Origin of the sequence: Actinoplanes sp. NPDC048967 (assembly GCF_040649415.1) — a bacterium.
Lineage (GTDB): Bacteria > Actinomycetota > Actinomycetes > Mycobacteriales > Micromonosporaceae > Actinoplanes.
Map to the genome: position 1 here is coordinate 107,798 of NZ_JBEZFL010000014.1, position 13,514 is coordinate 121,311.

The window sequence follows — 13,514 nt, forward strand, 5'->3', positions numbered from 1 at the left end:
ACATGGATGTCATCGGGGCAGGTTTCGGCCGTACCGGCACACTCAGCCTGAAGATCGCGCTCGAGATGCTGGGCCGCGGGCCGTGCATGCACATGCTGCCGTTGCTCGACGATCCCGAACGGGCGACTCTGTTCGCCCGGGCCGCGGAGGGCGGCGACCTCTCCAGCCTCGACAAGGCGCTGGAGGGGCACCGCTCCACGGTGGACTGGCCCGGCACGTACTTCTGGCGGGAGCTGACCGAGAGGCATCCGGACGCCAAGGTGGTGCTGACGGTCCGCGACCCGCAGAAGTGGTACGACAGCGCGCACAGCACGATCTTCCAGGCGGCGCAGAGCGCTCCGCGCGACGGCGACGACTCCGTCACGGCGGGCCTGGCCATGGTCCGGTCGCTCATCTGGGAGGGCACGTTCGGCGGCCGCTTCGCCGACCGGGAGCACGCCGTGCGGGTCTTCACCGAGCACAACGACGCGGTGCGCCGCGAAGTCCCGGCGGACCGGCTGCTGGAGTTCGAGGTCTCGCAGGGCTGGCAGCCGCTCTGCGACTTCCTCGGCGTCCCGGTCCCGGACGCGCCGTTCCCGCGGGCCAACGACAGTGCGACCTTCCAGGCGCGGATCCGGGAGCGGCAGAACGCCGGCAAGTTGTAGCGCCGTCAGTCCACGGGCAGCACCGAGGGGCCCGCGCCCTTCAGCGAGCGGGTGAAGGTCCGCTTGGCGAAGTACACGAAGCAGCGCACCCGCCGCTCGCCGGACAGCCATTCGGTGCGCGTCGGGTTGTAGGAGATCCAACCGGTGCGGTACTGCATGTCCGAGTCGTCCGGCAGCTTCGCGAACTTGGCGATCACCCCGCGGCAGCCCGCCGCGCTGCGCTCGGTGCCGGACTCCAGCGCCGCGTAGGTGATCTCCGGCGCTTTCCACAGCCCGGCGAACTCGGCCCGGTGCCGCTCCTCGCACGGGACCGGGCGCATCGTCGTCACCGTCTCGCCGTCGACCGTCGGGTTGAAGCAGCCCAGCTTGAGCGGTGACGCACCGGCCAGTTCCCCGGCCAGGCTGCCGGTGCGGCTGGTCCGGCTCTGCCCGTCGAGGTCGGCGGTCGTGACGTCGCAGCGGAACCAGCGCGCCCCGCCCGACCAGGCCGCCTTGGTCGGCCAGACCACCTGCACGGCCACCCGGGCGGTGCGCCACGGGCCGCCGAGGAAGCCGGCCGCCCTGGTCGAGCATTCCTGGAACGCGGCCCGGGCACCCGCCGTGCCGGCGGCCGGAACCACGTCGGCGTCCGCCGCGGTGCCGACGTGGAAGGTCTCCGAGACGTGCAGCTCGGCGCAATCCACCGGCCGGTAGTCGTCCAGGGCCGCCGTCGCCGCCAGCATCTCGTGGCACTCGCCGGTGGCGGGCCGGAAGGGAGCCGGGGACGAGGGCGTCCGCCAGTCGTCGGTCAGGTCGCCGTCGGTGCCGTCCGGTGGCGCGCCGGAGCAACCGGCGGTGAGCAGCACCGCCAGCAGCACCGCCGTGTGTCGCATAGAACCCTCCGGGAACGGACTGAAGGCAGTCCCCAGGAGTATCCCGGGTGACGGCAAACAGGCCATACACTTCACCGGTGGAGTCATCGCCGATCATCGCCCCCAGCATCCTGGCCGCGGACTTCGCGCACCTCGCCACCGCGGTGCACGACATCGAGGGCGCCGCCGACTGGGTGCACGTGGATGTCATGGACAACCATTTCGTCCCGAATCTGACCATCGGCCTGCCGGTCGTGCAGAGTCTGCGCAAGGCGACCGCCATCCCGTTCGACGTGCATCTGATGATCACGGATCCGGAGCGCTGGGCCCCCGGTTACGCGGAAGCGGGGGCGTACAACGTGACGTTCCACGCCGAGGCCTGCGAGAACCCCGTGGCCCTGGCCAAGACGTTGCGCGCGGCGGGCGCCAAGGCGGGCCTGGCCATCGACCGGGACACGCCCGTCGAGCCGTATCTCGAGCTGATTCCCTATGTGGACACGGTGCTGATCATGACGATCAAGGCCGGGTTCGGCGGGCAGAAGTTCATGCCCGAGATGCTGGGCAAGGTGCGTGACGTGCGCCGCCGGATCAAGGCCAAGAACCTCGAGGTACGCCTGGAGGTCGACGGTGGCATCGCCGCCGACACCATCGAGCAGGCCGCCGAGGCCGGCGCCGACGCGTTCGTCGCGGGCACCGCGGTGTACGGCGCCGAGGACCCCGCCGAGGCCTGCCGCAAGCTGCGCGCCCTGGCCGAGCGTTCGATGGTGCACGCATGAGCACCGGAGTCGTCCGGCACAAGGTCGACGCCAGCGCCGCCGAGCCGGAGGAGCGGCCCGACCTGATCCTGGTGGTCGACGACGACGAGGACATCGCCAGCTTCGTCGCGTTCAACCTCAAGGTGCACGGCTTCGAGGTGATGCGGGCCCGCGACGGCCAGCAGGCCCTCGAGGTGATGGAGAGCCGCCGTCCCGACCTGGCCGTGGTCGACTGGATGATGCCGAACATGAACGGCGTCGAGCTGACCCGCCGGCTGCGCGCCGAGCCGCTCACCTCGGCCCTGCCGGTGATCATGCTCACCGCCAAGGGGATGACCGTCGACAAGGTGGTCGGCCTCACCGCCGGCGTCGACGACTACCTGGTCAAGCCGTTCGACACCGCCGAGCTGATCGCCCGGGTCTCCTCGACCCTGCGGCGCAACAAGGAGTTCCGCGAGGTCTCGCCGTTGACCGGCCTGCCCGGCAACGCCCGGGTGCGCCGCGAGATCGTCGACCGGATGAAGACCGGCAAGGACTTCGCGGTCGGCTACATCGACATCGACCGGTTCAAGAGCGTCAACGACGTGTACGGCTTCGACCGCGGCGACGAGTTCATCACCGCCCTGGCCGGCAGCCTGCACCGGGCCGTCGCGGCCACCGGGCGCCCGCCGGTCTTCCTGGGCCACATCGGCGGTGACGACTTCGTCTTCATCTGCACCCCCGAGCAGGTCCTGCCGCTGACCAAGCGCACCGTGACCGACTTCGAGACCGTCGCCGACCAGCTCTACGACCCCGAGGACGCCCAGCGCGGCTACATCGAGGTCCCCGACCGCCGCGGCAACAAGCAGCGCGCCGCGCTGGTGACGCTCTCGATCGGTGTCGCGCAGGCCACCGCCGAGGGCCGCCGCTTCGAGGATGCCCGGGTGGTCGTCGCCGTGGCCTCCGAGATGAAGAAGGTCGCCAAGAGCCAGCCGGGCTCGTTCGTGGCGATCGACCGCCGGCGCGCCGACTCCGAGGACCCGGAGGATCCCTCGTCGGGCGTGGGTCTGTGACGTGGATCGCCCAGCAGGTGGCAACCCGCGATTCGCGTGCAAGACTCATGGGTGACCCACCACGCGCTGGCGGGACTCGGTGAAATTCCGAACCGGCGGTAATGCCCTGCTCCGGCAGGGCTGAGCCCGCGACCCGGACGTCGATACCAAGACGGACGGTGGATCTGGTGAGACTCCAGAGCCGACGGTTGAGCGGACGGCCTCGGGCCGACTGCTCAGACAGTCCGGATGGGAGACAGCGCGCGGGAGCAGGATGAGGGCTCGTCGCGGCGTGTCCTCACCGGGGCGGCGCGAAGCGTCCCCTCATGTCCTGTTTCTGCTTGTCTGTTCCCTCTCTGTTCGGCGCGTGACCGCACCGCGCATGGAGAGGGAACGCAGATGGTCACCGACGACGAGGCAATGGGCCGGGCGATCGCGCTCGCCGCCCGCGGCCTCGGCACGACCAGCCCCAACCCGGTGGTCGGCTGCGTGCTGCTCAGCGCGGAGGGCGAGGTCGTCGGCGAGGGCTTCCACGCGTACGCGGGCGGGCCGCACGCCGAGATCGTCGCCCTGGCCCAGGCCGGTGAGCGCGCCCGGGGCGGGACGGCTGTCGTCACTCTCGAGCCCTGCAACCACACCGGCCGCACCGGCCCCTGCGCCCAGGCGCTGATCAACGCCGGCATCATCCGGGTGGTCATCGCCGTCGACGACCCCACACCCGTGGCGGCCGGCGGGGCGGCGACCCTGCGCGACGCCGGGGTCCGGGTCGAGACCGGGGTCGGCCGGGCGCCGGCCGAGGAGGGCAACGTCGCCTGGCTGACCGCCGTACGCCGTGGCCGGCCCTACGTGACCTGGAAGTACGCGGCGACCCTGGACGGGCGTTCCGCCGCGGCCGACGGCACCAGCCAGTGGATCACCTCCGCGCCCGCCCGCAGCGACGTGCACAAGCTGCGCAGCACGGTCGACGCCATCGTCGCCGGGGTCGGCACCATCGTCGCCGACGATCCTCAGCTCACCGTCCGCGACCTGCGGGACGGCAGCCTGGCCATCAAGCAGCCGTGGCGGGTCGTCGTCGACTCCTCCGGGCGTACCCCGGCCACCGCCCGCATCCGCGACCAGGCCGCACCCACCTGGATCGCGACGGCGGCCGAGGTCGGCACCGGCCCCGACGGCCGGGTCGACCTGGCCGCCCTGCTCACCGAGCTGTACGCCCGCGGCGTGCGCGCCGTGCTGCTGGAGGGCGGCCCCACCCTGGCCGGCGGCTTCCTGGCGGCCGGCCTGGTCGACAAGGTGGTCGGCTACATCGCTCCCAAGATGCTCGGCGCCGGTCAGCCGTCCCTGGTCGGCGCGGGCGTCACCACCATCGCCGAGGCCATCGAGCTGGACCTCGTCGACATCGCGCGGGTCGGACCCGACCTGCGCTTCACCGCATCGCTCCGAGCCAAGGAGGCCTGATGTTCACGGGAATCGTCGAGGAACTGGGTGAGGTCGTGTACCTCACCGACGCGGGGGGCGACTCGGCGGTGATCGCGGTACGCGGTCCCGTCGTCACCTCCGACGCCCGCCACGGCGACTCGATCTCGGTCAACGGCGTCTGCCTGACCGTCATCGACAACGTCGACGGCGTCTTCACGGCCGACGTCATGGGCGAGAGCCTGCGCCGCTCGTCGCTCGGCGTGCTGACCGCGGGCAGCCAGGTCAACCTGGAACGCGCCGCGACCGTCGGCTCCCGCCTCGGCGGGCACCTGGTGCAGGGCCACGTCGACGGCGTCGGGCGGATCGTGGCGCGCGAGCCCGCCGACGAGTGGGAAGTGCTGCGCTTCTCGCTGCCCAGCGAGCTCTCGCGGTACGTAGTGGAGAAGGGCTCGATCACCGTCGACGGGGTGTCGCTGACCGTCATGGCGGTCACCGCCGACACCTTCGACGTGGGCCTGATCCCGACCACGCTCAAGCTCACCGTGCTGGGCGCCAAGTCCGTCGGCGACCCGGTCAACCTCGAGGTCGACGTCATCGCCAAGTACGTCGAGAAGATGCTGGGGGAGCGGCTGTCATGAGCACCGACATCGAACGGGCGATCAAGGACATCGCGGCCGGGCGTCCGGTCATCGTGGTCGACGACGAGGACCGCGAGAACGAGGGCGACCTGATCTTCGCGGCCGAGCACGCGACCCCGGAGCTGGTCGCGTTCATGGTCCGCTACACCTCGGGCTACATCTGCGTACCGCTGCCCGAGGAGGAGGCCGACCGGCTCGACCTGCCGCCGATGTTCCACACCAACCAGGACCGGCGCGGGACCGCGTACGCGGTGACCGTCGACGCCCGCGAGGGCATCAGCACGGGCATCTCGGCCGCCGACCGCGCGCACACCATCCGGCTGCTGGGCTCGGCGGAGACCCAGCCCACCGACCTGTCCAGGCCGGGTCACGTCGTGCCGCTGCGGGCCAAGGCCGGCGGCGTGCTGCGCCGGCCGGGTCACACCGAGGCCGCGATCGACCTGTCCGTGCTGGCCGGGCTGCGGCCGGCCGGCGTGCTCTGCGAGATGATCAACGACGACGGCACCATGATGCGGATGCCCGACCTGGAGCGGTTCGCGGCCGAGCACGACCTGGCGCTGATCAGCATCGCCGACCTGATCGCGTACCGGCGCCGGCACGAGACCCTGGTCGAGCGGGTCGTCGAGACCCGGCTGCCGACCGAGCACGGCGAGTTCACCGCGGTGGGCTACCGCACCGACGTGGCCGGCGCCGAGCACGTCGCGCTGGTCTTCGGCGACCTCGGCGACGGCGAGGACGTGCTGGTCCGGGTGCACTCCGAGTGCCTGACCGGGGATGTCTTCGGCTCGGTGCGCTGCGACTGCGGGCCCCAGCTGGACGCGGCCCTCGACCGGGTCGCCGAGGCCGGGCGGGGCGTCGTGCTCTACATGCGCGGCCACGAGGGGCGGGGCATCGGGCTGCTGCACAAGCTGCAGGCGTACCAGTTGCAGGACCGCGGCCTGGACACCGTCGACGCCAACCTCGAGCTGGGCCTGCCGGCCGACGCCCGCGACTACGGCACCGGCGCCCAGATCCTGTACGACCTGGGCGTGCGCTCGATGCGGCTGCTCACCAACAACCCCGCGAAGCGCGCCGGGCTGGAGGGCTACGGCCTGACCATCACCGGCCGCGAGGAGCTGCCGGTGCGGCCGCACCCGGAGAACGTGCGCTACCTGCGGACCAAGCGCGACCGGATGGGCCACCTCTTCGAGGCCCTGGGCTGAGCTCTGGCTGATTTTCCGGCGCCGTCGCGGTGGCCGGAGCAAACTACAGGCAAAGAGGGGGCAACACATGGCCGGTTTCGGGGATCCGCACCTCAACACGGTTGACGCCGCCGGGCTCAAGCTCGGCATCGTCGGCTCGCGCTGGCACTCCGACCTGGTCGACCACATGGTCGAGCGGGCGCAGGCGGCCGCCCAGGCGTGCGGCGTGCAGGACGTGGTCGTGGCCCGGGTGGCCGGCTCGGTGGAGCTGCCGATCGTCGCGCAGGCCCTGGCCAAGCGCTGCGACGCGGTGGTCGCGCTGGGCGTGGTGATCCGGGGCGAGACCGCGCACTTCAACTACGTCAACGACGCGGTGACGGCCGGGCTGACCCGGGTGGCACTGGACGAGCAGACCCCGGTGGCGCACGGCGTGCTCACCGTGGAGAGCCTGGGCCAGGCCAAGGACCGGGCCGGCCTGGAGGACTCGATCGAGGACAAGGGCTGGCAGTCGACGGTCGCGGTGCTGGACGCGGTCCTGGCCATCCGGGAGCTGAGCAAGGACTGAGATCGTCTAGCTTGGAGCCGTGCCGCAGACGTTACGCCGGAGCCGGATCGCCGCCGCGCTGCTCTTCCTGCTCTACGGCACACTGATCGGCACGTGGACGGCGCGTATCCCGGCGGTGAAGCAGCACCTGGGCCTCAGCGACGGCCGGCTCAGCATCGCCCTGGTCGGGCTCGCCCTCGGCGCGGTGACCGGCATGCAGCTCTCCGGGCGGCTGGTCGACCGGTACGGCAGCCGGCACATCATGGTCCCCGCGGCGCTGGTGGACGGGTGCTTCCTGCTGCCGGTCGCCGTAGCTCCGTCGCTGGTGACGCTGACCGTGGCGCTGTTCGCCTTCGGCGTGGTCCACGGCGTGCTGAACATAGCGATGAACGCCCGCGGCGTGGAGATCGAGCGGACCGCCGAACGGCCGATCATGTCGTCGTTCCATGCCGTCTACAGCATCGGCGGCTTCCTCGGGGCGGTCCTCGGCGGCGTCACCGCGGCCGCCGGCGCGAGCCCGCTGGGCACCTTCGCCGTCGTGGCTGTGCTGGGCGCGGCCCTCGCCTGGTGGTCAAGCCGCTGGTCGGCGGGCCTGACCGAGGCCGCGGGCTCCCCGGCCGACGGCCCCGCGCGTCAGGTGCCGCTCTCCGGGGTGCTGCTGCTGGGCGCGCTGGCCCTGTGTGCCCTGGTCGGCGAGGGAGCGGCAGCCGACTGGAGCACGGTCTATCTGCGCGACAGCCTGCACAGCACCGAAGGCTTCGCGGCTGCGGCGTTCGCGGCGTTCTTCATCGCCATGACGGCCGGCCGGCTGACCGGCGACCGGCTGGCTGCCCGCTTCGGCGCGGTCCGGCTGGTCCGGGGCTGCGGCCTGCTCGCGGCGGCCGGCCTGGGCACCGCGCTGCTGGTCGGGCAGCCCGTGGCCGGGGTGATCGGCTTCGGGTGTCTGGGGGCCGGGCTGTCCTGCGTGGCGCCGCAGGTGTTCTCGGCCGCGGGTCACCGCAACCCGCAGCGTCCGGCTCAGGCCATCGCCCGGGTGGCGAGCATCGGCTGGCTGGGCTTCTTCGCCGGACCGGTGCTGATCGGTGGCGCGGCCGAGGCTTTCGGCCTGCCGGTGGCACTGTCCATCCCGGTGTTGCTGGCGCTGCTGGTCGCCCTGGCGGCCGGGGCGCTGCGACCGGCCCGCGAACCCGGCACCCGGGTTCTCAGCCCCAGCTGAACCGCCGGCCGCCAGCTGCCGGCCGGTCCGGCCCGGCGGCCGGTTCGGGCGGCCGGTCGGTCCGGCCCACGGCCGGTCTCGGCGGGCTGCCGGGTTGAGCGCCCGGGAGCCCGATCAGAGCCGGCCGGCCTCGATGATGCGGGCCAGGAACTGCCGGGTCCGGGCCTCGGTGGGGTCGCCCAGCACCTGCTCGGGCGGCCCCGCCTCGAGCACCCGGCCGCCGTCCAGGAAGACCACCCGATCCGCGACCTGCCGGGCGAAGCCCATCTCGTGGGTGGCCAGCACCATGGTCATGCCCTCGTCCTTCAGGCCGCGGATCATGGTCAGTACCTCGCCGACCAGCTCCGGGTCCAGCGCCGAGGTGACCTCGTCGAGCAGCAGCAGCCGGGGGCTGTTGACCAGGGCCCGGACGATGGCGACCCGCTGCTGCTGGCCGCCGGAGAGCCGGTCCGGATAACTGTCCGCCTTGTCGGCCAGGCCGACCCGGTCCAGCCACTGCATGGCCTGCTCCCGGGTCTCGGCGGCGGACCGCTTGTGCACCCGTACGGGGGCCAGCGTGATGTTGCGCAGCACCGTCATGTGCGGGAACAGGTTGTACGACTGGAACACCATGCCGATCCGCTGCCGTACCTGGTCCGGGTTGACCCGGGGATCGGAGATGTCCTCGCCGTCGAGCCGGATGGTGCCGTCGTCGATGTCGGTGAGCAGGTTGACGCAGCGCAGCAGCGTGGACTTGCCCGAGCCGGAGGCGCCGATCAGCGCGACCACCTGGTGCTCGTCCACCTCCAGCGACAGGTCGTCGAGCACCACGGCGGCGCCGAACGTCTTCCGGACGTGCTCGCAGGACAGCAGCATGGTCAGGCTCCCGCGGACTGGCGGCGGGCCGCGCGCAGCGTGACCCAGTCGGTGACGCCGATCAACGGCAGCGCGAGCAGCACGAACAGCACCCCCGCCACGATGTACGGCGTGTAGTTGGCGTCCTGCGCGACCCCGATCTGAGCCGCGCGTACGGCGTCGATCGGGCCCGCCAGCGAGACCAGCCCGACGTCCTTCTGCAGCGCCACGGTGTCGTTGAGCAGCGGCGGCGCCACCCGGCGGATCGCCTGGGGCAGCACCACGTGGCGCATCGTCTGCCGGTACGTCAGCCCCAGTGACCGGGCCGCGGCGAGCTGGCTGGGGTGCACCGACTCGATGCCGGCCCGGAACACCTCGGCCAGATAGGCGCCGTACGTGATCACCAGCGCGGCCCCGCCCAGCACCAGCACCCCCGGGGTGCCCTGCAGCCGCAGGCCGGGGACGCCGAAGGCCATCAGGTAGATGACGATGATCAGGGGCAGACCACGGAACGTGTACGTGTAGCCGGTCGCCATGGCCCGTACCGGAAAGAAGACCGGGCCCCGCAGGGTCCGCAGCGTGGCGATCAGCAGCCCGAGCGTCAGCGCGAGCAGCGCGCAGACGACCAGCAGCCGGACGTTGAGCCAGAGGCCGTCGAGGATCTCCGGCAGCCAGCGCCAGGCCACCTCGGGGCTGAAGAACGACAGCTTGACGCGGTCCCAGCCGGGCGCGCCGGTGACCGCGACCACGAGCAGCACGCCGACGACCGCGGTCGACAGCGCCGCGAGCAGCACCGAGCGGACCGTCTGCCGTCGCCGGTAGGCGATCCGCCCGCGCTGGATCTCGGACGGCTGATGGAGCTCGGTGCTCACGAGAGTTCGGGAGCCCCGCCGGTGCTCGCCAGCCACTGCTTCTCGAGCACCGCGAGGGTGCCGTCCTGCCGCAGCTGGTCGACGGCCTGAGAGACGCAGGTGGTCAACGGCGATCCGAGATCAAGAACCAGACCGAACTGCTCCGGTACGCCGACCTGCGGCAACTGACCGACGATCACTCCGTTGTCGAGCTCGGCCGCGGTCATGTAGAACGCGGTCGGCAGGTCCACCACGATGCCGTCGACCTGGCCGTTCTCCAGGGCCGCCTTGGCGTCGTCGTTGTTGTTGTAGACCTGGGCCTTGGCGGTCGGCTTGATCAGCTCGTTGATCGCCTGGTAGCTGGTGGTGCCGACCTGCGCGCCGAGCTTCGCGCCCTTGAGCTCGGCGATCGCCTTCACGCCGGCGATCTTCGAGCCCTTGGTGGTGATGACCGTCTGCCGGACCAGGTAGTACGGCGAGGAGAAGTCGACGGCCTTGCGCCGCTCGGGCGTGATCGAGAACTGGTTGATGTCGAAGTCGAACGTCTTCGGGCCCGGCGCGATGGCGTTGTTGAACGTCACGTTCGTCCAGACCACGTCCGGCGCCTTGTAGCCGAGGCGCTCGGCGACCTGGTACGCGACCGCGGACTCGAAACCCTTGCCGTTGGCGGGCTTGTTGTCGCTGAACCACGGCTCGTACGCCGGGTTGTCGGTGCCGATCGTGAGCTTGCCCGCGGTGCGCGTGCTGAGTGTTCCGGGGGCGCAGGCGGGGCCGGAGGCGGAGGCCGACGCGCCGGCGGAGGGGCTCGCCTCGTCGGCGGGCGCGCAGCCCGCGAGGGCTGCGAGGAGTACGGCCGCGCTGCTCAGCGCGGCGACGGTGTTTCTGCTGACCATGACCGCGAGCCTAGGCCACGTCCCAACCGATGGGGTCGTCCGTCGCCATCCCGTGATGAGCTGCCACAATCGTCTCCCGTGAAGACGTTCGAAGAGTTGTTCGCCGAGTTGCAGGCGAAGGCGGCGCAGCGGACCCCGGGTTCGTCCACCGTCGTGGCGCTGGACAAGGGCGTGCACTTCATCGGGAAAAAGGTCGTCGAGGAGGCGGCCGAGTCCTGGATGGCCGCCGAGCACGAGGGGCCGGAGCGGGCCGCGGAGGAGATCTCCCAGCTGCTCTACCAGGCACAAGTCCTGATGATCGCCACCGGGCTCGAGCTCAAGGACGTGTACCGACATCTCTGACGTGGTCCTCCGCCTCAATCGAGATCGATCGAAGGAGCACGTCGATGCTGCGCATCGCCATTCCCAACAAAGGCACCCTGTCCACTCCGGCCGCTCAGATGCTGCGCGACGCCGGCTACCGCCAGCGCACCGACCCCAAGGACCTCGTCTGCCGTGACGAGGCCAACAATGTCGAGTTCTTCTACCTGCGTCCCCGCGACATCGCCACGTACGTGGGCTCGGGTGATCTGGATCTCGGTATCACCGGCCGTGACCTGCTCGTCGACTCCGGGGTGCCGGCCACCGAGGTGCTGGACCTGAGTTTCGGCGGAGCCACTTTCCGCTGGGCCGCCCCGGCCGGCGCGCTGGCCTCCGCGGACGAGATAGGCGGTCGCCGCATCGCCACCGCCTACCCGGGTGTCGTCCAGCGCTACCTCGATGAGCACGAGCTCAAGGCCGAGGTGGTCCGCCTCGACGGCGCGGTCGAGAACGCGGTGCGCCTCGGCGTCGCCGACCTCATCGCCGACGTCGTCGAGACCGGCACGACCCTGCGCCAGGCCGGCCTGGTCACCCTGGGCGAGCCGCTGCTGCGCAGCTCCGCGATCCTGATCGGCCGCGGACCGGCCGGCGACTCCGGCCCCGCGGCCCAGCTCATCCGGCGGCTGCAGGGCGTGCTGGTCGCCCGCAGCTTCGTGATGCTGGCGTACGACGTCCGGGCCGACCTGCTGGAGAACGCGACCGCGCTGACCCCGGGCATCGAGTCGCCCACCGTGTCACCGCTGCACCGCGAGGGCTGGGTGGCCGTGCAGGCGATGGTCCGCCGCAACGACGTGCACCGGATCATGGACGAGCTGTACGAGCTCGGCGCCCGCGCGATTCTGGTGACCGACATCTCCAACTGCCGGCTGTGAGTGGCACAGTGGTTACCGTGACTTCCACAAGCACTCCGGTCGTCTACCGGCCGCGGCGCATCCGGTGGGTGGCCGGCTTCTCGGCGGCTGCCGTGGTGATCCTCTTCACCGTGTTGAGCTTCGGCCTGCACGGCTCGACCGGGGACAACATGGGCACGTACCAGCGCGGCGACCAGACCGCGATGATCGGCCTGGGCATCCTGATCGGGCTGGGCATCCTGGCGTTCACCCGCCCCCGGGCGGTGGCCGACGCCGACGGCGTCAAGGTGCGCAACGTGGTCGGGGGCTACGACCTGCCCTGGACAGCGGTGCGGGCGGTGCGCTTCGACCGCAACTCACCCTGGGCGACGCTCGAGCTGCACGACGACGAGACCGTGTCGGTCCATGCGCTGCAGGCGGCCGACAAGGAGTACGCCGTGGAGGGCGTTCGCGCACTTCGCGCCCTCCATTCGGCGGCGACTTCCTGAGCTGGTAGACTCGTCCGGTAGTCGACCACGCCCCTCGTCATGGGGGGCGCGAAAGAGGAGCCCGCTGGTTCCCACCCCGTCGCCCCTGAGGTGGCTGGGTCCGGTCAACCGCTCCGGGAATATCCCGGTGTCGGTGTGCGTCCTCATGGACGCCGATGACCGGTCGAGCGGGCCCTGGCATTCGTGCCGGGGCCTTCTGCTTTCCTCGGCGCCCTGCTGAAGTGGGCGTGAGAGGGCCGACCGACATTGGCAGTGCGCTCTGCCCGCGGCGAAAGACCGCAGGCGGAGACATCCACTAGATCGTTCTGAGGAGGCCCCATCAGCGTCGAACCACGCGTGAACGAGCAGATCCGGGCAAGGGAAGTCCGTCTGGTCGGCCCCGAGGGTGAGCAGGTGGGCATCGTCCCGCTCGAGCGCGCCCTGCAGCTGGCTGCGGACGTCGACCTGGACCTGGTCGAGGTAGCGCCGATGGCGCGCCCGCCGGTGTGCAAGCTCATGGACTTCGGCAAGTTCAAGTACGAGAGTGCACTCAAGGCGCGCGAAGCCCGGCGCAACCAGCAACAGACCGTCATCAAGGAAATGAAGCTCCGCCCGAAGATCGACCCGCACGACTACGAGACCAAGAAGGGTCACGTGGTCCGGTTCCTCAAGGCGGGCGACAAGGTCAAGGTGACGATCATGTTCCGCGGTCGCGAGCAGAGTCGCCCCGAGCTGGGTTTCCGGCTCCTGCGCAGGCTCAGCGAAGAGATCTCGGAGCTGGGTTTCGTCGAGGCCAGTCCGAAGCAGGACGGCCGCAACATGATCATGGTCCTGGCTCCGCATCGGGCGACCAAGGCCGCCGCCGCTGCCGTCATCGCCGCCAACGCGCGCCCGCCCCGCGAGCCGCGTGAAGGCGAAGAGGCCGAGGCACCGCCGGCCGAGGCTGCTGCCGACACCAGCGCCGTAACCGCAGAGTAATCAG

The 13,514-nt window shown here is 71.2% G+C and carries 16 protein-coding genes and 1 riboswitch; of the genes, 12 read left to right on the plus strand and 4 right to left on the minus strand.

From position 1 onward, the window contains the following. The first annotated feature begins 2 nt into the window (after positions 1 to 2). Positions 3 to 644 carry a sulfotransferase family protein gene (locus AB0C12_RS40790; protein ID WP_360556214.1) on the plus strand — a complete coding sequence of 214 codons (642 nt, stop codon included), beginning with the start codon at positions 3 to 5 and terminating at the stop codon, positions 642 to 644. A 5-nt stretch (positions 645 to 649) separates the two neighbouring features. On the opposite strand, the gene AB0C12_RS40795 is transcribed toward AB0C12_RS40790, so the two are convergent. After that, positions 650 to 1,516: a septum formation family protein gene (locus AB0C12_RS40795; RefSeq protein WP_360556216.1), complete on the minus strand. Its 867-nt coding sequence runs from the start codon at positions 1,514 to 1,516 to the stop codon at positions 650 to 652. Between the two features lie 77 nt (positions 1,517 to 1,593). On the opposite strand from AB0C12_RS40795, the gene rpe reads away from it, so the two are divergent. The 7 genes from rpe to AB0C12_RS40830 all read left to right on the plus strand — a co-directional run bounded on the left by rpe (position 1,594) and on the right by AB0C12_RS40830 (position 8,276). After that, a complete protein-coding gene (rpe, locus tag AB0C12_RS40800) occupies positions 1,594 to 2,271 on the plus strand; it encodes a ribulose-phosphate 3-epimerase (protein ID WP_360556218.1) in 678 nt (225 codons plus the stop codon). Further along, positions 2,268 to 3,302, plus strand: a complete 1,035-nt coding sequence (locus AB0C12_RS40805; protein WP_360556219.1) for a response regulator — start codon at positions 2,268 to 2,270, stop codon at positions 3,300 to 3,302. Before rpe ends, AB0C12_RS40805 begins: the two co-directional genes overlap by 4 nt. Positions 3,303 to 3,363: 61 nt before the next feature. Beyond that, positions 3,364 to 3,546: riboswitch (FMN riboswitch) on the plus strand. A gap of 134 nt (positions 3,547 to 3,680) precedes the next feature. Further along, on the plus strand, positions 3,681 to 4,736 hold the full coding sequence (gene ribD / locus AB0C12_RS40810) for a bifunctional diaminohydroxyphosphoribosylaminopyrimidine deaminase/5-amino-6-(5-phosphoribosylamino)uracil reductase RibD (protein WP_360556221.1): 1,056 nt from the start codon (positions 3,681 to 3,683) through the stop codon (positions 4,734 to 4,736). Next, on the plus strand, positions 4,736 to 5,335 hold the full coding sequence (locus tag AB0C12_RS40815; protein ID WP_360556223.1) for a riboflavin synthase: 600 nt from the start codon (positions 4,736 to 4,738) through the stop codon (positions 5,333 to 5,335). The genes ribD and AB0C12_RS40815 overlap by 1 nt, the downstream gene beginning before the upstream one ends. Then, positions 5,332 to 6,537 (plus strand): bifunctional 3,4-dihydroxy-2-butanone-4-phosphate synthase/GTP cyclohydrolase II, encoded by a 1,206-nt coding sequence (locus AB0C12_RS40820; RefSeq protein ID WP_360556225.1) that lies wholly within the window; start codon positions 5,332 to 5,334, stop codon positions 6,535 to 6,537. The genes AB0C12_RS40815 and AB0C12_RS40820 overlap by 4 nt, the downstream gene beginning before the upstream one ends. A gap of 67 nt (positions 6,538 to 6,604) precedes the next feature. Then, positions 6,605 to 7,081, plus strand: coding sequence for a 6,7-dimethyl-8-ribityllumazine synthase (gene ribH / locus AB0C12_RS40825; RefSeq protein WP_360556226.1), 477 nt, complete (start codon positions 6,605 to 6,607; stop codon positions 7,079 to 7,081). 19 nt (positions 7,082 to 7,100) lie between these two features. Beyond that, a complete protein-coding gene (locus AB0C12_RS40830; RefSeq protein WP_360556228.1) occupies positions 7,101 to 8,276 on the plus strand; it encodes an MFS transporter in 1,176 nt (391 codons plus the stop codon). A gap of 114 nt (positions 8,277 to 8,390) precedes the next feature. Here the strand turns inward: AB0C12_RS40830 and AB0C12_RS40835 are convergent, their stop codons facing one another. The 3 genes from AB0C12_RS40835 to AB0C12_RS40845 are packed head-to-tail and all read right to left on the minus strand — an operon-like array spanning position 8,391 to position 10,854. Then, positions 8,391 to 9,131, minus strand: coding sequence for an amino acid ABC transporter ATP-binding protein (locus AB0C12_RS40835; RefSeq protein ID WP_360556229.1), 741 nt, complete (start codon positions 9,129 to 9,131; stop codon positions 8,391 to 8,393). Positions 9,132 to 9,133: 2 nt separating this feature from the next. Continuing rightward, positions 9,134 to 9,982 carry an amino acid ABC transporter permease gene (locus AB0C12_RS40840; RefSeq protein ID WP_360556230.1) on the minus strand — a complete coding sequence of 283 codons (849 nt, stop codon included), beginning with the start codon at positions 9,980 to 9,982 and terminating at the stop codon, positions 9,134 to 9,136. Next, positions 9,979 to 10,854, minus strand: coding sequence for an ABC transporter substrate-binding protein (locus tag AB0C12_RS40845; RefSeq protein WP_360556231.1), 876 nt, complete (start codon positions 10,852 to 10,854; stop codon positions 9,979 to 9,981). Before AB0C12_RS40845 ends, AB0C12_RS40840 begins: the two co-directional genes overlap by 4 nt. Positions 10,855 to 10,932: 78 nt before the next feature. Between AB0C12_RS40845 and AB0C12_RS40850 the strand changes: the two genes are divergently transcribed. The 4 genes from AB0C12_RS40850 to infC all read left to right on the plus strand — a co-directional run bounded on the left by AB0C12_RS40850 (position 10,933) and on the right by infC (position 13,510). Next, complete coding sequence (locus AB0C12_RS40850; RefSeq protein ID WP_203766914.1) at positions 10,933 to 11,196, plus strand: phosphoribosyl-ATP diphosphatase; 264 nt, start codon at positions 10,933 to 10,935, stop codon at positions 11,194 to 11,196. 44 nt (positions 11,197 to 11,240) lie between these two features. Beyond that, complete coding sequence (gene hisG, locus AB0C12_RS40855) at positions 11,241 to 12,086, plus strand: ATP phosphoribosyltransferase (RefSeq protein WP_360556233.1); 846 nt, start codon at positions 11,241 to 11,243, stop codon at positions 12,084 to 12,086. A gap of 17 nt (positions 12,087 to 12,103) precedes the next feature. Continuing rightward, positions 12,104 to 12,553, plus strand: a complete 450-nt coding sequence (locus AB0C12_RS40860; RefSeq protein WP_360556235.1) for a PH domain-containing protein — start codon at positions 12,104 to 12,106, stop codon at positions 12,551 to 12,553. Positions 12,554 to 12,889: 336 nt separating this feature from the next. Further along, entirely contained in the window at positions 12,890 to 13,510 is a 621-nt protein-coding gene (gene infC, locus AB0C12_RS40865; RefSeq protein WP_360556237.1) for a translation initiation factor IF-3, read from the plus strand. Positions 13,511 to 13,514: the final 4 nt, after the last annotated feature.

What these genes read in the sequence shown, in the direction of transcription:
- AB0C12_RS40790 (WP_360556214.1), top strand. Translation starts at nt 3, where the DNA reads ATGGATGTCATCGGGGCAGGTTTCGGCCGTACCGGCACACTCAGCCTG.
- AB0C12_RS40795 (WP_360556216.1), bottom strand. Translation starts at nt 1,516, where the DNA reads ATGCGACACACGGCGGTGCTGCTGGCGGTGCTGCTCACCGCCGGTTGC.
- AB0C12_RS40805 (WP_360556219.1), top strand. Translation starts at nt 2,268, where the DNA reads ATGAGCACCGGAGTCGTCCGGCACAAGGTCGACGCCAGCGCCGCCGAG.
- ribD (WP_360556221.1), top strand. Translation starts at nt 3,681, where the DNA reads ATGGTCACCGACGACGAGGCAATGGGCCGGGCGATCGCGCTCGCCGCC.
- AB0C12_RS40815 (WP_360556223.1), top strand. Translation starts at nt 4,736, where the DNA reads ATGTTCACGGGAATCGTCGAGGAACTGGGTGAGGTCGTGTACCTCACC.
- AB0C12_RS40820 (WP_360556225.1), top strand. Translation starts at nt 5,332, where the DNA reads ATGAGCACCGACATCGAACGGGCGATCAAGGACATCGCGGCCGGGCGT.
- ribH (WP_360556226.1), top strand. Translation starts at nt 6,605, where the DNA reads ATGGCCGGTTTCGGGGATCCGCACCTCAACACGGTTGACGCCGCCGGG.
- AB0C12_RS40835 (WP_360556229.1), bottom strand. Translation starts at nt 9,131, where the DNA reads ATGCTGCTGTCCTGCGAGCACGTCCGGAAGACGTTCGGCGCCGCCGTG.
- AB0C12_RS40845 (WP_360556231.1), bottom strand. Translation starts at nt 10,854, where the DNA reads ATGGTCAGCAGAAACACCGTCGCCGCGCTGAGCAGCGCGGCCGTACTC.
- hisG (WP_360556233.1), top strand. Translation starts at nt 11,241, where the DNA reads ATGCTGCGCATCGCCATTCCCAACAAAGGCACCCTGTCCACTCCGGCC.